General features: G+C 58.2%; 24 protein-coding genes and 1 tRNA gene. 16 read left to right on the top strand and 9 right to left on the bottom strand.

Translation table 11 applies throughout. The features are described from left to right. Position 1: 1 nt before the first annotated feature. On the bottom strand, positions 2 to 271 hold the full coding sequence (locus tag QP884_RS05980; protein WP_284821275.1) for an ACT domain-containing protein: 270 nt from the start codon (positions 269 to 271) through the stop codon (positions 2 to 4). A gap of 104 nt (positions 272 to 375) precedes the next feature. Between QP884_RS05980 and QP884_RS05975 the strand changes: the two genes are divergently transcribed. From QP884_RS05975 to QP884_RS05955, 5 genes are all read left to right on the top strand, one after another. Continuing rightward, positions 376 to 1,050, top strand: a complete 675-nt coding sequence (locus tag QP884_RS05975; protein WP_284821273.1) for an NAD(P)H-binding protein — start codon at positions 376 to 378, stop codon at positions 1,048 to 1,050. 21 nt (positions 1,051 to 1,071) lie between these two features. After that, a complete protein-coding gene (locus tag QP884_RS05970; protein WP_284821272.1) occupies positions 1,072 to 2,043 on the top strand; it encodes a nucleoside hydrolase in 972 nt (323 codons plus the stop codon). Positions 2,044 to 2,225: 182 nt separating this feature from the next. Further along, positions 2,226 to 2,936 carry an ECF transporter S component gene (locus QP884_RS05965; RefSeq protein WP_284821298.1) on the top strand — a complete coding sequence of 237 codons (711 nt, stop codon included), beginning with the start codon at positions 2,226 to 2,228 and terminating at the stop codon, positions 2,934 to 2,936. Beyond that, positions 2,936 to 3,628 carry an energy-coupling factor transporter transmembrane component T family protein gene (locus QP884_RS05960; protein WP_284821270.1) on the top strand — a complete coding sequence of 231 codons (693 nt, stop codon included), beginning with the start codon at positions 2,936 to 2,938 and terminating at the stop codon, positions 3,626 to 3,628. The genes QP884_RS05965 and QP884_RS05960 overlap by 1 nt, the downstream gene beginning before the upstream one ends. Further along, positions 3,619 to 4,755: an ATP-binding cassette domain-containing protein gene (locus tag QP884_RS05955; protein ID WP_284821269.1), complete on the top strand. Its 1,137-nt coding sequence runs from the start codon at positions 3,619 to 3,621 to the stop codon at positions 4,753 to 4,755. Before QP884_RS05960 ends, QP884_RS05955 begins: the two co-directional genes overlap by 10 nt. A gap of 75 nt (positions 4,756 to 4,830) precedes the next feature. Here QP884_RS05955 and QP884_RS05950 read toward each other — a convergent pair whose 3' ends face one another. Then, positions 4,831 to 5,406 carry a TetR/AcrR family transcriptional regulator gene (locus QP884_RS05950; RefSeq protein ID WP_204609017.1) on the bottom strand — a complete coding sequence of 192 codons (576 nt, stop codon included), beginning with the start codon at positions 5,404 to 5,406 and terminating at the stop codon, positions 4,831 to 4,833. Between the two features lie 191 nt (positions 5,407 to 5,597). After that, positions 5,598 to 8,411 (bottom strand): aconitate hydratase, encoded by a 2,814-nt coding sequence (gene can / locus QP884_RS05945; protein WP_284821267.1) that lies wholly within the window; start codon positions 8,409 to 8,411, stop codon positions 5,598 to 5,600. Between the two features lie 328 nt (positions 8,412 to 8,739). On the opposite strand from can, the gene QP884_RS05940 reads away from it, so the two are divergent. The 3 genes from QP884_RS05940 (at position 8,740) to QP884_RS05930 (ending at position 13,477) form a co-directional block, all read left to right on the top strand. Continuing rightward, positions 8,740 to 9,204: an Rv1476 family membrane protein gene (locus QP884_RS05940; protein ID WP_239228800.1), complete on the top strand. Its 465-nt coding sequence runs from the start codon at positions 8,740 to 8,742 to the stop codon at positions 9,202 to 9,204. A 1,713-nt stretch (positions 9,205 to 10,917) separates the two neighbouring features. Then, positions 10,918 to 12,372 (top strand): NlpC/P60 family protein, encoded by a 1,455-nt coding sequence (locus QP884_RS05935; RefSeq protein ID WP_284821265.1) that lies wholly within the window; start codon positions 10,918 to 10,920, stop codon positions 12,370 to 12,372. A gap of 31 nt (positions 12,373 to 12,403) precedes the next feature. Next, positions 12,404 to 13,477, top strand: a complete 1,074-nt coding sequence (locus QP884_RS05930; protein ID WP_284821263.1) for a ferrochelatase — start codon at positions 12,404 to 12,406, stop codon at positions 13,475 to 13,477. On the opposite strand, the gene QP884_RS05925 is transcribed toward QP884_RS05930, so the two are convergent. Continuing rightward, a complete protein-coding gene (locus tag QP884_RS05925; RefSeq protein WP_284821262.1) occupies positions 13,474 to 14,247 on the bottom strand; it encodes a hypothetical protein in 774 nt (257 codons plus the stop codon). The two genes, QP884_RS05930 and QP884_RS05925, sit on opposite strands and share 4 nt — an antisense overlap. A gap of 33 nt (positions 14,248 to 14,280) precedes the next feature. Between QP884_RS05925 and QP884_RS05920 the strand changes: the two genes are divergently transcribed. Beyond that, on the top strand, positions 14,281 to 15,120 hold the full coding sequence (locus tag QP884_RS05920) for a DUF3097 domain-containing protein (protein ID WP_200435636.1): 840 nt from the start codon (positions 14,281 to 14,283) through the stop codon (positions 15,118 to 15,120). Here the strand turns inward: QP884_RS05920 and QP884_RS05915 are convergent. The 3 genes from QP884_RS05915 to QP884_RS05905 form a co-directional block, all read right to left on the bottom strand. Beyond that, positions 15,117 to 15,695 carry a MarR family transcriptional regulator gene (locus QP884_RS05915; RefSeq protein ID WP_198493063.1) on the bottom strand — a complete coding sequence of 193 codons (579 nt, stop codon included), beginning with the start codon at positions 15,693 to 15,695 and terminating at the stop codon, positions 15,117 to 15,119. The genes QP884_RS05920 and QP884_RS05915 overlap by 4 nt on opposite strands. Before the next feature lie 54 nt (positions 15,696 to 15,749). Next, positions 15,750 to 16,466 carry a TVP38/TMEM64 family protein gene (locus QP884_RS05910; RefSeq protein ID WP_284821260.1) on the bottom strand — a complete coding sequence of 239 codons (717 nt, stop codon included), beginning with the start codon at positions 16,464 to 16,466 and terminating at the stop codon, positions 15,750 to 15,752. Positions 16,467 to 16,544: 78 nt separating this feature from the next. Beyond that, positions 16,545 to 16,630: transfer RNA gene (locus QP884_RS05905), tRNA-Leu, on the bottom strand. Between the two features lie 226 nt (positions 16,631 to 16,856). Here QP884_RS05905 and QP884_RS05900 point away from each other — a divergent pair. After that, positions 16,857 to 17,396, top strand: coding sequence for a YbhB/YbcL family Raf kinase inhibitor-like protein (locus QP884_RS05900; protein ID WP_005324806.1), 540 nt, complete (start codon positions 16,857 to 16,859; stop codon positions 17,394 to 17,396). Then, positions 17,396 to 17,788, top strand: coding sequence for a hypothetical protein (locus QP884_RS05895; RefSeq protein WP_284821258.1), 393 nt, complete (start codon positions 17,396 to 17,398; stop codon positions 17,786 to 17,788). The genes QP884_RS05900 and QP884_RS05895 overlap by 1 nt, the downstream gene beginning before the upstream one ends. A gap of 90 nt (positions 17,789 to 17,878) precedes the next feature. Here QP884_RS05895 and QP884_RS05890 read toward each other — a convergent pair whose 3' ends face one another. Together QP884_RS05890 and QP884_RS05885 are read right to left on the bottom strand one after the other, a co-directional pair. Beyond that, the gene (locus QP884_RS05890; protein ID WP_284821256.1) at positions 17,879 to 18,994 is read right to left on the bottom strand and encodes a quinone-dependent dihydroorotate dehydrogenase; all 1,116 of its coding nucleotides are present in this window, start codon (positions 18,992 to 18,994) and stop codon (positions 17,879 to 17,881) included. A 4-nt stretch (positions 18,995 to 18,998) separates the two neighbouring features. Continuing rightward, positions 18,999 to 20,045: a hypothetical protein gene (locus QP884_RS05885; protein ID WP_284821255.1), complete on the bottom strand. Its 1,047-nt coding sequence runs from the start codon at positions 20,043 to 20,045 to the stop codon at positions 18,999 to 19,001. 66 nt (positions 20,046 to 20,111) lie between these two features. On the opposite strand from QP884_RS05885, the gene QP884_RS05880 reads away from it, so the two are divergent. The 5 genes from QP884_RS05880 (at position 20,112) to QP884_RS05860 (ending at position 23,801) form a co-directional block, all read left to right on the top strand. Next, the gene (locus QP884_RS05880) at positions 20,112 to 20,966 is read left to right on the top strand and encodes an undecaprenyl-diphosphate phosphatase (protein WP_284821253.1); all 855 of its coding nucleotides are present in this window, start codon (positions 20,112 to 20,114) and stop codon (positions 20,964 to 20,966) included. A 25-nt stretch (positions 20,967 to 20,991) separates the two neighbouring features. Continuing rightward, entirely contained in the window at positions 20,992 to 22,230 is a 1,239-nt protein-coding gene (gene mshC / locus QP884_RS05875; protein ID WP_284821251.1) for a cysteine--1-D-myo-inosityl 2-amino-2-deoxy-alpha-D-glucopyranoside ligase, read from the top strand. 24 nt (positions 22,231 to 22,254) lie between these two features. Then, positions 22,255 to 22,638: a hypothetical protein gene (locus QP884_RS05870; RefSeq protein ID WP_284821249.1), complete on the top strand. Its 384-nt coding sequence runs from the start codon at positions 22,255 to 22,257 to the stop codon at positions 22,636 to 22,638. 124 nt (positions 22,639 to 22,762) lie between these two features. Continuing rightward, positions 22,763 to 23,485 (top strand): HAD family hydrolase, encoded by a 723-nt coding sequence (locus QP884_RS05865; protein WP_284821247.1) that lies wholly within the window; start codon positions 22,763 to 22,765, stop codon positions 23,483 to 23,485. Between the two features lie 52 nt (positions 23,486 to 23,537). Continuing rightward, a complete protein-coding gene (locus tag QP884_RS05860; protein WP_284821246.1) occupies positions 23,538 to 23,801 on the top strand; it encodes a phosphoribosyl-ATP diphosphatase in 264 nt (87 codons plus the stop codon). The last annotated feature ends 24 nt before the right edge of the window (positions 23,802 to 23,825 follow it).

Genomic DNA, 23,825 nt, shown 5'->3' with positions numbered 1-23,825 from the left:
TCTAAATCTCGTTCATGGCGGTGAAGAGGTCTTCGGACTGGATGCGGATGGACTGGTGCTTTTCTTCCGCAACGGGGCGCATGCGCTCCTTGATGGTCTGGATGGAGACCTTGTCCGCATCGAATTCGACGCGCAGGATCATGGTGAAGTATCCGCCCATGAGCGTCTGGGAGACGTCGATGACGTTGATATCGAGTTCTGCAAGGGTAGTGGTCACCGAGGCGATGATGCCGGTGCTATCGGCGCCGGTGACGGTCATAATGGCATACATGCGTGCAATTCTATCTGCTCGCCGGGCGCGCCGCGGTGGTTTGTACGTGCCGGAGTAGGGAGGCCGTCTGCACGCCGACCGCGCCGTTGTTACGGTGGAGAGGTATGACTGATACGAAGAAGATTCTGTACATCGGTGGACACGGCAAGGCCGGACTGCTCACCGCACCTAAGCTGGTTGATGCCGGCCACGAGGTCCACTCCCTCATCCGCAACCCAGAGCAGAAGGCCGAGATTGAAAAGCTCGGCGCGACCCCGGTTATGGCGGATATTACTGAACAAACCGTGGATCAGTGGGCAGAGCTTCTCGCTGCTTATGACGCTGTAGTCTGGGGCGCTGGCAATGGCGGCCGCGGTGGGGCAGACCTCACCTGGGCCGTCGACCGCGATGGCGCCCTCGCTACCCTCGACGCCATGGACAAGTTGCAGCAGGAGGGCAAGAATGTGCCTGCCTATGTGATGATCTCTTATGTCGGCTCCCAGGTAGCAACCACGGATCCTGCCGATGAGAAGTGGTATGCCTACGTGGAGTCCAAGAAGGAAGTAGACAACCGCCTTGTCCAGGCCAGCTACCCGCACCTCATCCTCAAGCCAGCGATGCTGACCGAGGAACCAGCCAAGGGCATTGAGCAGATTGAGGATAAGAAGCTGAAGGAGTCTCTGACTTCTTCCCGCGAGCTGGTTGCGGACGTCATCGTCGAGTCCCTTGGCCGTGAAAACCTGCCGGATTCCCCGCTTGCCTTCGTTGATGGCGACAATCCGGTGAGCTCCATCAAGTAAGGCGCTAGACTGGCTGGCATTATGACTGCTACGCCACCAGCTGTACTTATTGATTGCGATCCCGGCATCGATGATTGCCTCGCCCTTATGTACCTGGCGGGGCTGCATCATGCCGGGGAGATCGAGCTGGTGGGGGTTACCACCACGGCCGGCAACGTCGAGGTCCACCAGACCGCGGCTAATGCCCGCTGGATTTTGGATCTTTGCTCGCTTGCCGACGTCCCCGTCGCCCCCGGCCTACCCCAACCCCTCAAGGTGGATCTCACCACCACCCCTGAGACCCATGGCCCGACAGGGCTGGGCTATGCACATGCCCGCGCTGCCGCCGCCAAGCTACAACAGCGCGATTGGCAGCAGGTATGGGAAGAAGCATTAGCCACCCACGACGATCTGCAGCTGATCGTTTCCGGACCAGTCACCAACCTTGCCGCTTTCGAAGCAACCCATAGCGAGGCTGCCGCGCGCTTCGGTGCCATCACCATCATGGGCGGCGCGGTCAATTACCGCGGAAACACCACGCCAACTGCCGAGTGGAACTTTTGGGTGGATCCACACGCCGCCGACCAACATTTTCATTCAACCGCCCCACGCGTTCTCACCACGCTATGTTCCCTCGAAGTAACGGAACAGTTTCTCATCACCCCGCAGCGCCTAGACGAGGTCTTGGAATTGTTGGGGGAGCACCCCAGGGCACAAATCCTGCCGGACGTGCTGCGTTTCTATTTCGAATTTCACCAGGCACAAGGGGAGGGATATCAAGCCCAGATCCACGACCTCTTGACCTGCATGATTGCCCTGGGGCGCATCCCTTATGAAGCGACAGAAACCACCGTGGACGTCGAGGCGGAATCGTCACTGTTGCGGGGCACGTGCGTTGCGGATTTGCGCAACCATTGGGGCCGTGCCCACAACGCGCGGCTGGTAACAAGCGCAGACATAGAGGCCGCACACCACGAATGCGCGCGGGGATTGACGCTATTGGCTTCGCATTAGTGGCTTTTAGCACGCAGAGCCTCTACTATTATCCGCGGCGCACGTGCCGTGCGAGCTCGCTTTCCGAGGTGACATAGGAAAGCAGCACCATCCGCGGTCGTCGTTTACTTTGCCCATTTTTCGGTATATGGATTTGGACTTTTACTGTGTCACAGCTTTCTCTCACCCCCGCCCGCAAGGCTATGGTCATCGCGGGTGCACTCATCGTCGCCGCAACCTGGATTTATCTGGTTCTTCTGCGTCCTACTGATTGGGAATCCGTCGCCGGCTCGACCGAGGCGCTCATTACCCTCGCCGGCTACCTCGTTGGCGCCGCGCTCCTTCTAGTCGGCACCGTTCCGGCGCTACCGGCGCGAACCATCGCCATTATCCCGGTAGCGCTAGTGCTCAATATTGTTGTCGGCGAAATCATCGGTTCTATCGGCGTTCCGCTGTATCTCGACTCCGTGGGAACGATCCTGGTAGCCGCGCTCGCGGGACCCATCGCCGGATTGGCTACTGGTACCTTGTCCTCCGTCGTATGGGGACTGTTGAACCCCGCCGCTTTGCCCTTCGCCGCTGTGTCCGCCGCCACGGGGTTCCTCTCTGGACTGGTAATCAAGAAGGGCGCTTTCACTAAGGTCTGGTGGGTCATTCTCAGCGGCGCCATCATCGGCATCATTTCCGGCATGCTCGCCGCACCAGTAGCTGCCTTTGTTTATGGCGGTACCGCAGGTCTTGGTACGGGCGCAGTTGTTTCGCTCTTTCGAGAACTGGGCAATTCCCTCATCGCCTCGGTTACGCTGCAGTCCTTTATTTCGGATCCCCTGGATAAGGCACTGGTCTTCCTCATTGTCTGGGCAGCGGTCAAAGCACTGCCGCAGCGCACCCGAGAATCCCTCCAGCCACGTTAATGCACGTCCTTCATCCCGCCACCGTCGTCACCATCGCGGCCTGCGGCTGGGTCCTTACTTTGGCGCTGAATACCCCGGTGGCGTCGGCAAGCGTAGTGCTTATCGCCCTAGCCTGCGGTACTGCCGCTACCCGCAACGCCTCCGTGATTTTGACAACTATGGCGTTAAGCGCCCCAGCGGCCCTTTCCATGCTGGTCATTCACGCCCCCTACGGTGATGACCCAGTGCTGCCGCTGGTCACTAGCGACGGCTTGGTTCTCGCCGCCACCCTCACCCTCCGATTCTGCGCCCTCATGGCCTGCTTCATCGCGGCCATGGCAGCCCTGCGCATTGCTGATATCGCCAAGTGGCTGCAAGTTTCGCGCGCTGGCCACAAGGTCGCGTATATCGTTGGAGCCTCCCTACAAACCCTGCCTCAAGGCGCGCATGCTTGGCGTTGCGTGCGTGAAGCCAACCAGCTCGCCGGCATCACCGTGACCTGGCGCAATACCATCTCGCGCGTCATTATTCCCGTCATCGCTCACCTCCTTACCCAAGGAACCCAACGCGGTCAGGCCCTGGCCGCCGTCGGATTCGACCAAGAAGGGCAACGCACCCTATTGCGCCCCGTTGCCGACTCCATGGTCTCCCGCGTCTTACGCTTCGTCATTCCGCTAGTTAGCCTTGTGGTGGTGATTGCTGCATGGATTTAGCCCGCATTAAGCCCAGTCCTGGGGCTATATATCAAGTACTCGTCGAACCTGACACAGCCGTCGAAGACGTTGCCGTGGAACTAGCCGAGCACCTATCTACCGAAGCCATCATCGGTACGGATGCCTCAGCACAGATTAGCTTCCTGCGGGTAACCTGTATCGAAGAAGTAGTTTTAGGCCTCGAAAATGCCGGCGTTCCTGCCCCTGAAATGCAGCGGCGCGGGCAGCGAATGCTTCGCGCCGTGGGCCTGTCTGACTACTGTGAACATGACCCTACACAGCTATCCGGTGGCCAAACACGCAGGTTGGCGGCAGCCTGTGTCGCCATTCGCGAGCCGGAAATCATGATTGTGTGCGAGCCCGCAGCCGGGCTTGATGCTGATTCGCGCACGCAAGTGATTCGACTCTTGCAGGAATTGCCGGAAACCTGCGTCATTTCTATATCCAGTGCTTCCTGGCAAGAATTGGGTGGGCACATCATTGGAACAGACCCACTCGTAGCGGCCGTAGACCTACCGCGGGTTTCTGCAAGCCCCCGGACAGGGAGTATCGGTCCGCTAACAGCACGCAGGGGTGCAGCAAAGAAGAAATGGTGGCACTTTTCTCAGCCCCGTGGCACTTCCTTCAGCGTCGGACCGGTAGAAATCCCTATCGCGAAATCTGCGGTTACGTGGCTGCGAGGCGATAATGGCAGTGGCAAGACCACGCTCCTGCGCGCTGCTGCTGGGCTCGATGGCTCCGGAGCTGTCCCGAATCCACCCGCTCTTGCCTTGCAATCGCCGTTTGATCAGGCGGTATTTCCCACGGTGGAGGAATTCGTCCCCAACGACACCTTGCGCAACCTGCTGGGACTAAATCCGGCAGATCATCCTCTCGATCTATCATCGTCTCGCCTGCGGCTTGCGCAGATTGCCCACGTGATCGGGCAGCAGCGACCGGTGGTTCTGCTCGACGAACCAGACACCTTGCTTTCAGCTGCTGACCGCTGGCTCATGCACCAACTTATCCACCACGCACTGCAGTCCGGCAGCGCCCTCGTAGTTACCTGCCACGATCCTAAGTTTGTGGCTGAAATAGAAACCTATGCTGAAGTAGCGGAAAAGACACTGCCGGCGCAGCATCTATAAGCACATACAAAATTGCTCCCGGCTGTTTCCAACATCAGTTAAGACGCTGCCGGGAGCAAAAGTAGTTGTATGGGGTTACTGTGGGCTCGCCTGAGCACCGCGGATGGATTGCTCTACTAAGTCAAGAACATTTTCCAGCTCCGCTGTATCGCCCAAGGCAAGTCGATTAATGAATCCGTCCATAAATACCTCAAGATAGATAGCTAAGGTATCGATTCCTACATCATCTCGTAGGCGACCCTTATCCGCATTAGATGCCAATCGTGCGCGAACGGCTTCATCACGAACCGATTGATTTTCTTTCCACCGAGCGGCGAACGAGGGGTCCGTGCGTAGCAGGGAAGTGATTTCCAAGCGAGTGGCCAGCCAATCGTGGCGCTCTGGATGCTGGAGCATTTCCCGCATGACTTCTACCAAGCCATTTTGAGCCACGACTTCGGCCTGACGAGCGGCATCTTCTTGTGCCAAGGCAAGAAATAGTGACTCTTTGTCACCGAAGTGGTGAAAAATTGCGCCACGTGACTTACCCGTCGCTTGCTCGAGTAGCCGAACAGTTGCTCCCTCGTACCCGTGCTCTGCAAAGCAGCGGCGGGCACCTACGAGAATGTCGTGCCGGCGGCGGCTAAGTTCAGATTCGCTCACGATGGGCATAGTAGGGAACTCTCCTTAATGGGGGATATCTAAAGATTGTTTAATCAGTAATTTTAAATAAGAAATAAAGTCGACGTGACGAAACGCGGGGCCGCATTGCCCTTCCTGAGAGAGGGCGGTGCAACCCCGCGTTGTCGACTGAACTTAGTCCTTTAACCCATCGGTTGGGCTAAAGGACTGCGCGAAGACGCTTAGTTCTTGACCATCTGACGCAGAACGTACTGCAAGATGCCGCCGTGGCGGAAGTAGTCAGCCTCACCCGGGGTGTCGATGCGGACGTCAGCATCGAACTCCACGGCCTCGCCGGATTCCTTGGTAGCGGTGACGTGGACGGTCTTCGGGATGGAGCCATCGTTGAAGGCGGAGATGCCCTCGATGTCGAAGGTCTCCGTACCGTCCAAGCCCAAGGACTCGTGGGACTCGCCCTGCGGGAACTGCAGTGGGATAACGCCCATGCCAATCAGGTTGGAACGGTGGATACGCTCGAAGGACTCAGTGATAACAGCCTTCACACCAAGCAGGTTGGTGCCCTTAGCTGCCCAGTCGCGGGAAGAGCCAGTACCGTACTCCTTACCAGCAATGACAACGAGCGGAATGCCGGCTTCCTTATAGTTCTGGCAAGCATCGAAGATGAAGGCCTGTGGGCCGCCTTCCTGGGTGAAGTCACGGGTGTAGCCACCGGTGACGTCGACCAGCTGGTTGGCCAGGCGAATATTTGCGAAGGTACCGCGCATCATAACCTCGTGGTTACCGCGACGGGAGCCCAGGGAATTGTAGTCCTGGCGGGCAACGCCGTTTTCATCGAGGTACTGCGCAGCTGGAGTGCCCGGCTTAATAGCGGAAGCAGGGGAGATGTGGTCAGTGGTGACGGAATCGCCCAGCTTTGCCAGCACGCGTGCGCCCTTGATGTCTTCAACCGGGTTCGGCTCGGTAGGCATGCCGTCGAAGTAAGGAGCCTTGCGGATGTAGGTGGAATCCTCATCCCACTTGAAGGTCTCGCCCTCCGGCACGTCCAGGTTGCGCCAAGCATCGTCGCCCTTGAATACGTCGGCGTAGTCAGCCTCGTACATCTCGCGAGAGATAGCGGACTGGATGGTGTCCTCAATCTCCTGCGGGGATGGCCAAATGTCCTTCAGGAAGACATCGTTGCCTTCCTTATCCTGACCCAGCGGCTGTGCATCAAAGTCAAAGTCCATGGTGCCGGCGATGGCGTAGGCGATGACCATGATTGGAGAAGCCAAGTAGTTCATCTTGACATCCGGGGAGATACGACCCTCAAAGTTGCGGTTACCGGAAAGGACCGCGGTCGCAGCGAGGTCATTCTCGTTGATGGCTGCAGAAACCTCGTCCGGCAGTGGGCCGGAGTTACCAATACAGGTGGTGCAGCCGAAGCCGGAGAGGTAGAAGCCCATGGCTTCGAGGTCCTTCCACAGGTCTGCACGCTGGAAGTAGCCATCAACAACCTGGGAGCCAGGAGCACAGATGGTCTTAACCCATGGCTTGGACTGCAGACCCTTTTCTGCTGCCTTACGGGCGATAAGGCCTGCGCCCACCATGACGGATGGGTTAGAGGTGTTGGTACAGGAAGTGATGGAGGCAATGGCAACCATGCCGTGGTCCAAGGTGAACTCGCCACCGTTTTGGGACTCAACGGTAATTGGGTTGGAGTGACGGCCCTTCGCGCCAATAGCCGAGGACTCGCCGTGACCCTCACGAGCCTTGTTCAAGCCGCCGGTGACGTCCTCCATAGCTGGGGCGCCGCCTTCTGCGGACATGCGCTTTGCCTCGACAGAGGATTCGTCAACGCAAACCTCGTCGGTGGTGTAGTTAGCCAGATCCTTGCGGAACTGCTCCTTGGCCTCGGTCAGCAGGATGCGGTCCTGCGGGCGCTTCGGGCCGGCAATGGAAGGAACAACGGTGGACAGGTCCAGCTCGAGGTACTCGGAGTACTTTGCCTCTGGAGCGTCCTCCTCCAGCCACATTCCCTGTGCCTTGGCGTAGGCTTCGACGCGGTCGATCTGCTCCTGCGGGCGGCCGGTGAGCTCGAGGTACTTGGTGGTCTCCTCGTCAATCGGGAAGATCGCAGCGGTGGAACCGAACTCAGGGGACATGTTGCCGATGGTGGCGCGGTTTGCCAGCGGGACAGACTTAACACCGTTGCCATAGAACTCAACGAACTTCTGAACAACGCCGTGCTCGCGCAGCATCTCGGTGATGGTAAGAACGACGTCGGTTGCAGTAACGCCGGTGGGAATCTCACCGGTCAGCTTGAAGCCTACGACCTTCGGGATGAGCATGGATACCGGCTGGCCGAGCATGGCAGCCTCTGCTTCGATGCCGCCGACGCCCCAGCCAAGAATGCCCAGGCCGTTTTCCATGGTGGTGTGGGAGTCAGTGCCGATACAGGTATCCGGGTAAGCGAGGCCCTCGTTGTCGAATACAACGCGGGACAGGTACTCGATATTTACCTGGTGGACGATGCCGGTTCCCGGAGGAACTACGCGGAAGTTGGAGAAGTTCTCAGCACCCCAGCGAAGGAACTGGTAGCGCTCTTCGTTGCGCTGGTACTCAATTTCAACGTTCTTTTCCAGCGCATCGGTAGAGCCGAAAGCCTCAACGATGACGGAGTGGTCAATGACCATTTCGGCCGGGTTGAGAGGGTTAACCTGATCTGGGGTACCACCCAGTGCGGAGACGGCCTCACGCATGGTGGCGAGGTCAACAACGCAAGGAACACCGGTAAAGTCCTGCATGAGGACGCGCGCTGGGGTGAACTGGATTTCGGTGTCCGGCTCTGCCTCCGGATCCCAGTTTGCCAAGGCGTTAATGTGATCCTTGGTTACGTTCTTGCCGTCCTCGTTACGCAGCAGGTTTTCTGCCAGCACCTTGAGGGAGTAAGGCAACTTCTCCAAGCCGGAGACGGTGTTGATGTCAAAGTAGTCATAAGACTTGCCGTTGACGTCAAGGGTCTTCTTGGCCTCGAAGGAGTTCAAGCTTTCAGTCACAGGGAGCTCCATTCCTTGTTAATAAACAGTGTGTTCTGTTTGGTACTCGCCGCCTTTCGTCACAGCGGGGCAGTGCTCAGCGTCAACGGTCACGAGTGTGACTCGACGCGACCATGGGGCCTGCTGTGTTGAAGGCGACAAAGAACGCGATGGTTCACCTAGATATTGTAGAGGCTAAAACCTTCGGTCGCTGCCATTGTAACAGTACAAGCGTTCTGTTTTCACCTTTTTGAGAAATTCGGCGAGTTGAGGGGATGGACGTCTGTGGCCCGCCCGTATCTTGGGGGAGAAGAAGTTTAGGAGCCCTATATATAAGGAAGAGATACACATGGTTCCCGCGGGCGTAGATGTAGCTGATTTGGCAGGCCAGCTGGAAGAGGACGGCGTGGCCTACACGTCCCCAACGCTCAGCCAAGATGCACAGCTCAACGCGGAGGTAGCTCAAGGCTTGCGAGACGGTGACGGAGTGGCTGTGGTTGATGTGGTGGCTGATCGTGCACCTGATGTCCGTGACATTGCCCAAGAGCTCCAGGATGCGACAGGTTTGAACACCGTCATCGTACAAACCCCGCGCCATGTTTCTTCCGTTAGTGACACTTATAGCCGCGCTGACATTGAGTCGGTACAGGCGCAGATCCCGCCTGGGGTCGAACAAGTAGACCTTCTGTCTGAGTACTACAGGGGGCTAGACCAAATCAGCTTCCCGGTCGGCGCAGTGGTGGGGGCAGTTGCCGTAATCGCCGTGATTGTATTGGTTGGCTCTTTCCTGGCGGCCGGCCGTCGCAAGCCCTAATAGTTGAAGAGGATCTACGGAAGCTGAGGGTGCGAGCCGGCCAGTAATGAAAGCCGGGCGAGAACCGTGGAACATGGCCTTCCAGAATTCGACAAATAGTACCTGAAAATTAAGTTTGTTCGAGAAAGTATCGCGTTAGAGGGTGAAACTTTTGCGAGCCTTTGATGCGTGGAAAATTCGGGCAACTGTCCCGAAGGCGTGTACTGAAGAACTCCGGGCGAATGTGGATGACGCAGTTTCGTTCACTCACGGGGTGCCGGGAGAGTCGGTTGCGGATTGGGGAGACAGAAGTTCGGCCTGGACTTAGCGTGAGCCGGATGCCTAATTGGGGATCGTGGATGGGGCGGGGGAGTGGTCAAAGTAAACCCTTAGGGGTTGACATCCGGTGGGGGAGTGGTTCAGTTGTCCTGGTCGTGGTCAGACTCGGGGTTGGTAGAGCGTATGGGACTCCGGTTTGATAGTGATTAAAGTCACAATAACGGGACGGTAACAAAATCATTGCAGGTTAGGTGCACATGTTGAGTCATGTGAATTAACTTGACTCACGTGAATTGCGGGAAAATTGTGCGAAACGGGCGTGTCGTGACGTAAGGTTCGGTTGTCGACTCAGGAGACATTTCTTGCTTCCTGGGCTCATGGGCTTAGCCTTGACTGTCACGAGAGAACTCGCACGGGTATGTGGGGAAGCACGCCTCGAGCGAAAGTTAGAACGTCGAGTGGCCGTTCTTGGAAGTCAATGAACCGGGACCTTTCGATAGCGATTGGGAACGCAGGCAAAGAACTTGAGCGATTACAATGTTCGAAAAATTACACATCAACCCACCTTCCGTTTATGAGGTGAGACGGGTTCATTAGAACTCCACCGTGTGGAAATTTTGGTGCGAACCTTTATATGGCTAAGGCTGAAAGCCTGTTGTTGCAGAAGGTGCGTACGGAGAGGTCCATAGGGATAGGGTCTGGGAACGCCAAATCACTCCACAAGGGTCAGCTTCGTGCGGCCTGTTCATGGTTTGTGGCTGCTTGCCCTCGACGGCTCGGTAGTACTAAAAGGCTAGACCTTTTGGGTTCCGGTCGGCGCCGCGGCGAGGTCTGCCAGAACCCGTAGAGCAGTTCTCACGGTGCTCAGTGCAACGAAGACGTGATCGGGGCATACGGAATCGCGGGTTGTTAGACGCATCCTGGAGCGTATGTCGCGCACAGCGAAGAATAGATGTGGATTTCGCAGTCGTGGGAATTTGTTTGAACAGAGAATAGTTGTAGACCATTCGTGGCCGACTTGTCGGACTCACGCAAGTAGACCTTTAGGCTCTCTTGCCAGAGTGCAAGTTGTCTGGATATCGCTGTTGTGGGGAAACAGTAGCGGTTAGAGTCGTCCAGTATCGGCGCAGCAATCGTCCTCAACTCTCTCTAGTTCCAACATGAAAGCCCTAAGTCTGCTGAGCGTCCACAGAATGTGCACACCCGGAGTGAAGTCTCAGCCAATGTAGGCAGTCCAATACCAGTTACCGCTCTAGTGTCTGCGGGCGCCAGGGGATAGTTTCGCGTAGCTATAGATATCTAGTCGAAGCGATTTCCTAGGCCACCCAATAAGGCATGCGATAACGCCTGTGTTTGTGCGAAATATGCAGGCGGGGATCCCGGGCATACCTATGTCCGGAGTCTTCATGGACTCTCACTAAACGAGCAGCGTGGGCCCAATCTAGGAGTATTTCAGTGGCCACCATTCGCCTTCCGCGCATTCGACATGTTCGCGCTTTCATTGCTGCAGTAGCAGGTACCGCAGCTATTTCAACGCTTTCCACCGTAGCCCCAGCGGGCGCCGATGAAGTATCGACGCCAAACCCGGGTACGGTCCAGGACCAAAACTCAGACCACGTAGCAATTGACCGTGCGGTTGCCAATGCAGATTCACTGCAGGCCGCTGTAGAGGAGTCCCGGGCAGAGCTAGGTCGCGCGGAAGCGGATGTTTCCGGAGCGGAAGACCGCATTGCTCAGATCCGAACCCAATTGGAACAAGTGAACGGCGAGCCGGGCACTAATGAAGAGTATGTTGCCAGCTTGGAAGATGAGCTGCGCCAGGCGGGTGAGGAAAAGCGAGAAGCCGAGAATCGGGTTGCGCAGCAGCGCCGAGAGCTGGCCCAGAATGAAGCGCGCCTAAACGCTACCCAAAGGTTTGCGGAGGCCACTTTTGCCCGCCAGCAGCAGGCTGTGCTCCAAGAGGAGGCAGCAAACGGGGTGCAGCTCTCGCAGCAGGATTCTCTTCCAACCTTGCCAAATCAAGTTGATAATCTTGATTCTGTAGCTTCGACTAACGCCTTTGCAGTCAACTCTGAAGACTTGATTTCCGAGGACAAGTCTCAGAGCTTTACGGATGAGGTAGTAGATCGGGGATCGCTTGAGGCTCCTGGCAGTGCGGACGTTGCCGATAATCCGGAGGCTCCATCCGTTGCTAAGCAGGATAAGACTACTCCAGAAGCGGACTTTGGAAACGCCCTCAATAAGGGTGCAACGCCGACGTTCCAGAACGTCGATTTCGGCACTGGGTCCTCTGTGAACGATGCGCTCGGACTTGCGAATGATATCGCTGCAGCCGTTGATGAGGACGATGTGCGCACCCTCATGCAGGGCTCGTCTGACTTGCTCGGTTTGGGCAGCCCGAATACTGCACCTGCCGCCAGCGTTGACGCCCCCGAAGTGGATGAAGTGTCTGAAGTAGAGGAAAGCACCACCGGTGCAGACGCGGGCCGAGACGCTCAGATTGAGGCCGTGATTTCTCGCGCTGAGTCTCAGGTCGGCGTCCCTTATGTGTGGGGTGGCGGCGATAATAATGGTCCTACTGGTGGGCTTCGCGATGGTGGCGTGGCTGATTCCTTCGGTGACTTCGGTCAGTCTGGCTTCGATTGCTCGGGGCTAGTCAAGTACGCCTACGCGGCAGCCGGCCTGGACCTTCCTCACTACACTGGTGCGCAGTACCAGCAGGGCAAGAAGGTTCCTCGCGCGAATGCACAGCGCGGTGACCTTATCTTCTACGGAGCTGGTGGAAGCCAGCACGTAGCTATTTACCTAGGCGACGGCCAAATGATTGAAGCGCCACAGTCTGGTCAGACTGTTTCAGTAGTCCCAGTACGCTGGGGTGGCGCTACTCCGGATGTCGTGCGCCTTCTCTAATCTCCAACTTTTGGTTGGTATTGTTTAGGGCATGACTGACGCACAACAGAATGCCCAAAACTTCGACGCCCTCCTCGTTCTTTCTTTCGGTGGCCCGGAAGGAAACGAGGAGGTCGTTCCTTTTTTGGAGAACGTTACCCGAGGTCGAGGTATCCCTCGCGAGCGGCTAGAAGTGGTGGGCGAGCACTATTACCACTTCGGAGGGGTAAGTCCGCTCAATGCACTTAACCGCGAAATCATCGATCATCTCGAAGGGGAGCTGAAAAAACGCGGACATAATCTACCGGTCTACTTTGGCAATCGAAATTGGCATCCCTTTGCCAGTGAGACTGCGGAGAAGATGTCTCAGGACGGGGTGCGCAAGGTAGCTGTCTTCGCTACCTCTGCATGGGGTGGGTACTCCGCATGCCGGCAATATGATGAGGACATCCAGCAGATGCGTGAGCATCTGGCGGAGCAGGGGTTGCCGGACATTGAATTTACTAAGATTCGCCAATTCTTCGATCATCCGAAGTTCGTGGCCGAAATGGCAGCCGCCGTCACAGAGGTCTGGGGACAGGTTCCGGAAGAAAAGAAGGAATCCACTCGCATGCTATTTACTGCCCACTCGGTCCCCGTCGCGCACGACAACGTGGGCGGCGCGGAAGGCGATAAAAACCTTTACTCCCGCCAGGTGGCAGAGGCATCGCGGTTGGTGGCCGCACAAGCTGGTATTTCTGATTATGACCTTGTATGGCAGTCACGTTCGGGCAATCCACGCACGCCGTGGCTCGAGCCTGACATTGTTGATCACACCACTGATATCCACCACAACGAAGGTATCGACACGGTCGTGGTATGCCCGATCGGCTTCATCTCTGATCATATGGAGGTTATCTGGGATCTCGATTCCGAGCTGCAGAAGGCGGCAGACGAGATGGGTGTCAAGGTCCTGCGCACCCGGACAGCGGGTCCGACTCCACGGTTTGCGGAGATGGTCGTTGATCTCATCGATGAACTAGAGCAGGGCCGCGAGTGGGAGACCACCGGGAGTGTCACGGTGCAAGGGTGTACGGTCAATGGTGCGCCGTGCGCAGAGGGGTGCTGCGATATCTGGTCCCGCTAACGGGCAAATTCTCCAAGCGCATAAGACACGCCCGTCATGCGGGCCTGGCGTATGTGGCGCCACAAGCGAAGCAATTGTGGGTCAAGGCTGTGGTCATTGATGCGGTCAGTGACGGTTTCGATGATTGCGGCTACCCGATCGGCTCGGGCAAAGAGCTTGGCTGCTCGAGCTGGCGTTGAGTGGGGAAGGCCAGGTGTGTCATAGAAGTCGCTCAGGGTTCCCACGGTGAGGCGGGGGTTGGGCAAGGCCTCGGTGCTATACCCGGTTGCGGAGATGAGATCGGCGGACTCATTGGTTGCTTGAGAGAGGAGGGCGTCGGCTTCACCGGGGCTTAGCCAGGCGGGCGCGGGGAGCTGCTGCTTTTCGACGACCACTTGCCACGCTGTATGGCTGTGGCGAATGTGGGGAATGAGGACTAAGTTACGCAGGGGATCATTGGTGCGAACTATGATTGCTCCGGCAGAACTTTGTGCGGCCGCGCGATAAGACTCCGACCCTGCCGGCAATGCAGGCGGCTCGCCTGGTCCGGACAGTGCGAGGCGCACAATAGGCTCTGCACGTACACCGCGATGAGCGGTGAGTTCGGAAGTCTCCGCGCGTAGCATGGCTAGCAGATCGACGAAGGGGGATTCGTCCCAGCATTCTGGGCGTCCGCCAAGCTCAGTAAGCGCGTCCAGCAAGTCATCGGTGGTTTCACGTCCCCACAGCCATGAGCCAAGCCAGACGGCGGTGTTTTGTAAAGGTGACCATACTTCGGCGCGCATATCCATGGCGAGCCAGTCTAGTAGATAGACTAACGGGCCATGAGTTTTGATCCTTATGGCGGAGATATTTTTGCTGGCCACTCGCGGTCGAAGCCGCGCCAGTACCCGGAAGTACCAGCCGAGCCCGGAATGGTAGTGGAAGTGCGCGGCGATGACTTTGTGGGGGCTGTTATGGGCGTGGATAAAACCGTTTTCGGTGAGGTGGTTCGCCTTGAGGATCGCCATGGCGTAGAACGGGTCTTTAACCTGGTTAAAGGCGGGTTCCTAGTGGAAGGAAAGCCGGTAACGCTTACCCGGTACGTCGAAAAGCAGGCACCCCGCAAGTCCAACTCCGGCTCCCGCCGCGTAGAAAACGTGGAGGCAAAGGTTGCCGCGCCATCGCGCATTTGGGTGGAAGGCGTGCATGATGCGGCCATTGTGGAAAAAGTGTGGGGTCACGACCTGCGAGTGGAAGGCGTGGTAGTCGAATACCTCGAGGGCTTGGACAACTTGGAGGCGCGCCTCGCAGAGTTTCAGCCGGGGCCTGGCCGCAGGGTCGGCGTATTGGCCGATCACTTGGTTCAAGGCTCTAAGGAAACCCGCTTAACGGAAACCGTGGGAGAGCATGTCCTGGTAACTGGACACCCCTTCATCGATATCTGGGCGGCGGTAAAGCCGCAGCGCGTAGGCCTGCGCGAATGGCCAGATGTGCCCTACGGCGAGGATTGGAAAACCGGTATTTGCCGCCGCGTAGGGTGGAGCGACCCGAAGGATGGGTGGCGTCACGTCTATAACGCCGTACATTCCTTCCGCGATCTAGACTCCAGCCTCATCGGCGCCGTGGAGCGCCTGGTGGACTTCGTTACTACACCTGAGTTGAGCAAGTCTGACTTGCTCTAGGGATGGGCAAGGTTGGCGCGTTCAATGAGGTTGACGGCCAACTGCCACCCCGCCATCTCGGCGCTCCAGCCGGCCGCTTGGAGGCGTTGCGACATGGCCTGCTTGGAAATTCCCAGCTCTTCGGCGGCCTCATTCTGGTTAAGTCCTGCGCGGACGAGCGAGGTTGCTTCGCGCCCTTCGATGGTGCGCTTGTGTAGAACGTACCCAAGCAGGGCAAAGGTGGCCGCAATATCGCTCGCCTCCGAGGCGCGGCCGCGCTTGTTGAGTTTGGCGTAGACCTGCCCCATGCGGGCGGACTTCCGCAATGCAGCGGTTGCTACCTGGCGCGCGCCTTCCTCATCTTCTTGGTTGCCGGGGCTAATGCCGATGCCGATGGCCCAGTCGCCGTCGGCAAGCAGGGCCATGACCACGTCGCACACGGCAGTTGCTGAATCAACTACGGCGCAAATATCTTCCACGCCGAGCACGTGGAACTCGCCCACGCCATTGAGGGTGGACAGCGCTGTTGCAGAGCGTTGGACCAACTCTGCGCGACGCACGGAGCGGCCCCGGTAGCGGGCGTGGACAGCAAGCACAGAAAATCCTCCTTAAGGAACCAATTGCGACATAGTCTACCGCTCGTACTTGACTTATGGGCGAGTGGGTAGACGCGAATCCATATACAGCCCGCCCATACCGATGGCTGCAAAAGCCACCATGGCGACAATGATGCCAGGCGAAGTGTGGCCAGCGAGGGCATCACCGAAGAAGACACCCAAGGCAGTAGTTGGGATGGAACCGAGGAGGGTGGCCACGGTGAAGTGGCTAAGCTTCACCGGAGTTAGGGCGGCAACGTAGTTTAGAAGGCTAAAGGGAACGCCGGCCACCATCCGCAGCGAAGCGATGGCCAGCCAGCCGCGCCGCTCCAGGTGGGCGTTAATTTTAAACACTGCGGGGTGGGTGAGGTGCGGCCGGATCCAGTCTCCAAGGAGCGTGCGGACGATGAGGAGCGACAGGGCCGCTGACACCGTCAGGGCGCACAAGGAGAGGGCGAGGCCCTTCCATGGGCCAAAAAGTATTCCTGCGGCTACCGTCCAGAAGGTCCGAGGAAAGGGAAGCTGCGTAAATATGACATAACCTAGGGTGAAAAGGAGGGGGAACCAGGCGCCATAGCGGGTGGAGGCCTCGCGAAGTTGAGCCACGTCCGGCAGATCAAAGAAATAAAGGAGGGCCACGCCGGTGACGATGGCGGCGAGGACGGTTATCCAACGCCGCATCGACCACTGGAGAATTGACCGCCAAGCGGACCGGGCGAGCGACATGAGGAAATGGCCGAAGCTGCGCGCCCAACTCAAAAGTGTGGTCATGGGGGAGATCGTAGTCCTTGTGGGAGTACTGAATAGAAAAATCCGGCGGCTACCTTAGTGGTAACCGCCGGTCCGTTGTGCCCGAGGGGGGACTTGAACCCCCACGTCCGTTAATAGGACACTAGCACCTCAAGCTAGCGCGTCTGCCATTCCGCCACCCGGGCAGGGTGTTTATCAACCTCTCGGCTGGGCACTCCGATACTGTATCCTGCTCGAGGCTTGCTTTACAAATCGCCAGCGTATGGTGTGAAAAAGCTGCGGTTAACCGCGTGTGGAAATACACGGTTGTAAGTCTGGGAAGGGGCTTTCCATGTGTGCGGAAAAATTATGCCGGGTGCGGCGGTTACACCACATCGACATCGGCTTGTGAGGTGGGGTACAAATGGGTCTATGACTTCTTATGCAGATGATTCCCGCTTTCCTGGACCAGACCCTTATGCGCCGCTGCGCGATGTTCCTTCCTTCGTTCTCTCGTCCACTGATGTGGTGGAAGGAGACGAGCTGCAGGAAAAGCTCCGCGCCCCAGAGAGCGTATCGCCGCAGCTTGCGTGGTCCGGGCTGCCGGAAGGCACTAAGTCCCTGGCCGTAACTTGTTTCGACCCAGATGCGCCAACGGCGTCTGGTTTCTGGCACTGGGCGGCGTTCAATATCCCCGTCGAGGTAAGCGAACTGCCTACCAATGCCGGTGCTGCAGAGGACTTGGGTATCGACGGCGTCATCAGCTTGCGCAACGATTCGGGCGAGCGCACCTACTTCGGCGCTAACCCGCCTGCCGGACACGCTCCGCACCGCTACCTCTATGCCGTCCACGCAGTTGACGTAGAAAAGCTGGACATCGATCCGGATGCTTCGCCGACCGTGCTTGGGTTCAACCTGCATTTCCACGCTCTTGGCCGTGCCATTTTGTGGGGCTGGTACGAGGCGAAGTAATGGCGAGTAGCTCTACTTCATCGCAGCCTAGCCCGCCGACGGCGCTGCGGGTCGGCGGCGCCTTCATGGTGGTCGCATTCGTGCTGGTGCTCTTTGCGTTGATCTCCGTTCTCACGGATGGCTGGGGCGCCGATTTCGAATGGACGTATTCCAAAGTGGCGATTATTGTCGCCGCGGTCATCGTCGGGGCCTTTAGCACCATGAGCAAAAGTCAGGCGGGAAGTCGCGCGCAGGTTGCCGCATTGGTCATCGCCATTGTGATCATTGCAGCCAGCCGTTTTGTGCCCGGCGATGTCTTATTTGCTCAACCACAGTATTGGGTCGTGTTCTACGCCGGCTTCGCGGTGTTGTGCGCACTGGTTCTCAGGCGCAGCGTTATGGCGCAGACCTAGTCAGCACAGCAAAGACAAAGGGTCCGCCTACTTCCTCTGCGTGCAGCAGGAGAAGTAGGCGGACCTTGTGTTGAAAAGCCTTGGGCTGGACTAATCCAAGGGCTTCCAGGGGAGGCCGGAGCCTACGGCCTGGGAAATATTGCTCATACCGTGGGCACGGATTTGAGCGGCAATGCCGCGGTGAATATCGCGGATCCAGTCCGGACCGCCGTAGATGAGACCGGTGTAGCCTTGCAGCAGGGAAGCGCCGGAAGTGATGCGTTCCCATGCTTGCTCCGGCGTGGAGATGCCGCCCACGGAGATGAGGGTGAGCTGGCCGCCGACTCGCTCATTGAGGCGGCGCAGTACCTCTAGGGAGCGCTCGGCTACCGGAGGGCCGGAGACGCCACCGTCACCCATCTCCTTTACCTCGGCGGCTGGGGTCTTGAGTCCTTCGCGGGAAATGGTGGTATTTGTCGCTACGATTCCGTCGAGGCCGAGTTCGAGGGCTAGGTCTGCCACGGCGTCAACGTCGGCATCGGAAAGATCTGGGGCAATTTTCACCAGCACCGGAACCGCGGTGCATTCTTGTACGGCGGAGAGAATGGGACGCAGCGATTCCACTGCTTGCAGGTCGCGCAGGCCCGGGGTGTTCGGCGAGGAAACGTTGACCACCAAGAAATCTGCCAAATCGCCCAACACCGACGCGGAGCGGCGGTAGTCTTCTACAGCATGCTCGGCAGGGGTGACTTTGGTTTTGCCAATATTGATGCCAATGACATCGCTGTAGCGACGTTTGCGCAGGTTTTCCGCAGCGGCAGCTGCACCTTTATTGTTAAAGCCCATCCGGTTCAAGATGGCCTTATCGGCCTTCAGGCGGAAGAGTCGCGGAGCAGGATTGCCGGGCTGTGCTTGGGCGGTGACGGTGCCCAACTCTGCAAAGCCAAAGCCAATGGGAGCCCACGTATCAGCAGCCGCGGCGTTTTTATCAAACCCGGCGGCAAGTCCCAACGGGCGGGGAAATTCTACTCCGAAGACCTCTTGGCGCAGCACTGGATCGTTGACCGGCAGGATCTTTGCCAGGGCTCGGTTGGCTGGCCCGGCGGCTTGGAGTCCGCTGAGCGCAGTGTTGATAATCTCGTGGATACGCTCCGGGCTCAGTGTGAACATGCCCCGCAAGGCAAGCTGGTAAGCCTGCGCGCGCAATTGGTCAATAGTGCTGGTCATGGTGTTAAGACTCCTTCTTCAGGTGCGGGGTGTCCACGAACTGCAGCCCGTGGCCGGTGGCGGAGGCGGCGACAAAGGTGCCGTCGCCAAGCACAGCAATATTCTGCGCATCCGGCACGGTGGAGAGATCTCCGCGCAGCTCTGGTACGCCTTTGGCAATCTCAAAGGCATAAGCCTTATTGGTATCGGTGGCGCTCACCCACGCCAGATTGCGCTTATTATCCCAGGCTACACCCCACGGGGTGCCCTCAACGTTGCCGTATTGATGCAGGCGGACGACGTCATCGGACGTGTAGATGGCCAAGCGGCCGCCCTCGGTATCGGAGGCGAGGACCACACCGTTATCGCCCACCGCGATGCTGCCGACGCCCTGGCCCACGCGTAGTCGGCCGCCCGCGCGATCATTCGTCCAGTCCACGTTTTGGATAGTGGAATCCTCTCGGTGGATGCGCACCACTCCGTCATCGCCCGAGGAATTGGGCACCGCCAATAGCTGGTCCGAGCCGGCTTCCACCTCGATGTCTCCGTCGCGCTTGCCGTCCTTATAGATGCCTACCGTGGTGGAATCGGCCGAGGTGGCAAAGATCTCGCCGCTGGATAGCTGGGTGGCGGCGGTAACTGGGGAGTCCTCTTCCATATCGACCTCTTGGGGAGAATCCGGGGAAGCAGGATCGATGAGGAGAACCTTATCTGGGCAGGCGAGCACGAAGCCCGACTCCGAAGAACTGAGGTCACCACACTCCGCAGAAATGTCTAGCGAGGTAGCCTTCTTCTCTTCAAAATCCTTCTGGCTACCGATGAGAAGCTCGTCCTTGGTGCGCACTGCCAGCGAGTCGTTAACGGCGGCAAGGTCAGTGATGTCTCCCTCAAGGTCAACCACAGTGCCTTCCGGATCCGCCTTAGCCGGGGAGGCCGCTGGGGTGGCATTGCCCTTGACCGCGGTCTCTGGATCGGCGCCCACGCCCACTTCGGGCTGGCAGGCGGCCAACGCGGTGGCGCTCAGCGCCAGCAAACTGGAAAGGATAAGTGCGGAGCCAGATTGAGATTTCACGGCTACTAATCCTAACAGCGCGCGTTGTAAAAACTCGAAGCCCAGCGCGGCTGTAGTGTGAAGCGGGTGATTTCTAATACCGCAACTGACGCTGTTTCTTGGGCGCAGGTCATTGTTTTGTCTATCGTGCAGGGGCTTACCGAGTTTCTTCCGGTAAGTTCCTCCGGTCACCTGCGCATTGTTTCCGAGCTTTTTTGGGGCAACGACGCCGGCGCGTCCTTCACCGCAGTTATCCAGCTGGGCACGGAGCTGGCTGTGCTGGTCTATTTCGCCCCAATGATTTGGCAGATTCTCTCCGGCTGGTTCCGCGGCTGGGCCGATAAGTCCTCTCGCGGCCAGGACTGGCGCATGGGGTGGATGGTCATCGTGGGTTCCATTCCCATCGGCATCATCGGCTTCGCATTCGAGGACGCTATCCGCGGCGCCCTGCGCAACCTGTGGATTACCGCCGCCATGCTCATCCTCTTTTCCTTCGTCTTCATCGCTGCAGAAAAAATGGGCAAGAAGGAGCGCAGTTTTGACCAGTTGACCATGAAAGACGCCATCATTATGGGCCTGTGCCAATGCTTGGCGCTCATTCCGGGTGTTTCCCGCTCCGGCGGCACGATCTCTGGTGGTCTATTCCTGGGGTTGGACCGCGAAGTGGCCACACGCTTTAGCTTCTTGCTCGCCATTCCGGCTGTGCTGGCTTCGGGCCTTTTCTCGCTTCCCGACGCCTTTTCTCCCGAATCCGGCCAGTCCGCCTCCGGCTTGCAGCTTCTCGTCGGCACCGGCATCGCCTTTGTACTGGGTTACGCCTCCATTGCGTGGCTGCTGAAGTTCGTGGGCAACCATTCCTTCTCTTGGTTTGCCGCTTACCGCATCCCGGTCGGCGTGCTCGTCATGATCCTCCTGGCATTGGGAGTCCTGCAGCCGCTCTAAGGCACGCCGCGTTAGTATGGTGGCTATGCATTCTTGGCCAACACCTTCCTTCCGCCCTGTGCCGGGTGATGCGGCACAGCTGCGCTTGTACGATTCTGCGAACCAAACCATCGCTCCCGTAGAGGTCGCAGGGGATACCGCCACCATGTACGTGTGTGGCATCACGCCCTATGACTCCACCCACTTGGGCCATGCCGCCACGTACCTGACCTTTGACCTCATCTACCGTGCGTTCCTGGATGCCGGGAAGAAGGTTCACTACGTCCAAAACATCACCGACGTCGATGATCCGCTTTTCGAACGTGCCGAACGCGACGGCGTGGATTGGCGTGAGCTCGGCACTTCTCAAATTGACCTTTTCCGTTCCGATATGGAGCTGCTCTCCGTTTTCCCGCCGCAGGACTATATTGGCGCTATGGAGGCCATCGATGAGGTCGTGGAGATGGTGCAAAAGCTGCTTGATGTCGGAGCGGCCTATGTCGTAGACGACCCCGAGCACCCAGATATCTACGCCTCCATCGAGGCCACCGAGCGCTTTGGTTATGAGTCCAATTACTCTGCCGAAGAGATGCGCACCTTCTTTGCCGAGCGCGGCGGCGATCCCGACCGCCCAGGGAAGAAGAATCCGCTCGACGCACTCATCTGGCGTGCCCACCGCGAGGGCGAGCCGGCATGGGATTCGCCCTTTGGGTCTGGTCGCCCGGGTTGGCATATTGAATGTTCCGCCATCGCTACCAACCGCTTGGGATCAACCTTTGATATCCAGGGTGGCGGCAGCGACCTGAAGTTCCCACACCATGAGTTTTCCGCTGCCCACGCCGAGGCCGCCCTCAACGTTGAGCGCATGGCACAGTTCTACGTGCATACCGGCATGATCGGCCTCGACGGGGTCAAGATGTCTAAGTCCTTGGGCAACCTCGTCTTCGTCCACAAGCTCGTAGGAGCGGGTGAAGATCCCTCCGCTATCCGCCTGGGCGTCTTTGCTGGCCATTACCGCGACGAGCGCGACTGGTCCGACGAGGTGCTCGACGCCGCTAAGCGCCGCCTCGCCGCATGGCGGGAGGCCCTTGAGCAGCCGGGAAGCATGGCAGGGGCCGAAGAGGTCGTCGGTAAGCTGCGTGCCGCAATCGCCAACGACCTTGATACCCCGGCCGCGCTCGCTGCCGTGGATGAGTGGGCAGAGGCCGACCGTGGCACGGACGAGGACGGCGCGGCCGATTTGGTTCGCACCGCACTAAATTCGCTCCTCGGCGTGCAGGCTTAGGCAAGATAGGGCAGTATCTACAGCATGAGCATTCGCGCCGATTTCCAGCCCACCGTAGATGAGTTCATTAGTGACCTGAAGTCCTTCGCCACCGGCGATTACCTCAAGGAAGAGGAAAAGGAGTTTTGGGAGGCACCGTTTGACGCCAACGTCCTCCCAGAGCTGCGCGGCCACCTTCAGCAGATGCTCGATGGGCTGGATGCTCTTCCGGACGATCCAGACGGACCACAGTTGGTCACCGTCTTGTCCAAGACCGTTCGTAAGTTGGCAGATTTTAATCGCGCTCAACACGATGCCGTTCTCGAGCCAGAGGAAAAGGAAGAGCTCTCTGAGCTTATCTATAACGCCAGCGCGGCCACCGGAGCAGACGACGAAGCCCTGTCGCATATTCCGGAACTGGACTTCTAGGTCCTTTCCTTCCGCATTAGTGAGTGCTAGTTTGCGCCAACCGCGCAGCCTAGCGCTCACCGCCGTGTGCCTCCAACGTGGACGGTGCCACTTTTTCCTGATAGAGAAAGCTAGCTTTATTCCCGTGTCGAACTCCACCGCCGCTTCCAGCCGGACTAAGCCCGCCGCCATCTTCTGGGATATGGATGGCACCCTCACCAATTCGGAGCCCCTGTGGGCGGAGGCAACGTTTTATCTTTCAGAACTGCTGGGCAAACGGCTCACTCCCACCCAACGCCTGGCTACTGTGGGCGCGACCTTTGATACCACCTTGGGAATCTGTGCGGATAATGCGGGGGTTTCGCTGCAACCCGGTGACAGCGAGCGTTACCGCGCCCGGATGTTTGACTATGTCAAGGGTCTTTTTGCTCGCAAGTTGGAGATCTTTCCCGGAATTCCTGCCTTGCTCCAGGAGCTGAAAGCGGATGGGGTGCCCATGATGGTCACTACCAATACCGAGCGCAATGTCGCTGACGCTGCAATCAATTCTTTGGGGCGGCACTATTTCGTCGATACTATCTGCGGCGATGAGGTTCCTGCCGGGAAACCAGCGCCGGATATGTACCGCGAGGCCGCCCGCCGCATTGGTGCAGAGCCCGCGGAGTGCTTAGTTTTCGAAGATTCCGCAACCGGCATGCGTGCCGCAGTTGATGCCGGCTGTGCGGTTATCGGTTTGCCCGAAGGTGATCAGGTTGAGGTACCGACCGAGGCCACCGAAATTTCTCGCCTCCGCGATTCGCGGCATCTCGCTGGGGCTAAGGCCACCGACGTATATGAGTGGTTCGCTAAGATTTCGGCGGGGCAGTAGAAATTCAGAGTTCCTCTACATTCTCTATCTACCTGTGGAACAATAGGTAGGCGTGAAGAACTTTGAGACTCTTTTTGCCGAACTGGCCGAGAAGGCCGACCAGCGTCCAGCTGGTTCTGGCACCGTTGCCGCGCTGGATAAGGGTGAGCATTTCATCGGTAAAAAGATCATCGAAGAAGCCGGGGAAGTATGGATCGCCGCCGAATATCAGTCCGACGATGAGCTGGCGGAAGAAATGTCCCAGCTGCTTTATTGGACTCAGGTCATGATGCTTAAGCGCGGACTTACCCCTGAAGACCTTTATAGGTACCTCTAGGCAACACCCCACAGGATGGAAGGA

This window comes from Corynebacterium tuberculostearicum, from assembly GCF_030229345.1.
Classification (GTDB): Bacteria; Actinomycetota; Actinomycetes; order Mycobacteriales; family Mycobacteriaceae; genus Corynebacterium; species Corynebacterium tuberculostearicum_G.
The sequence above is the reverse complement of the archived record's forward strand: the minus strand, read 5'-3'. Positions and strand labels throughout refer to the sequence as shown.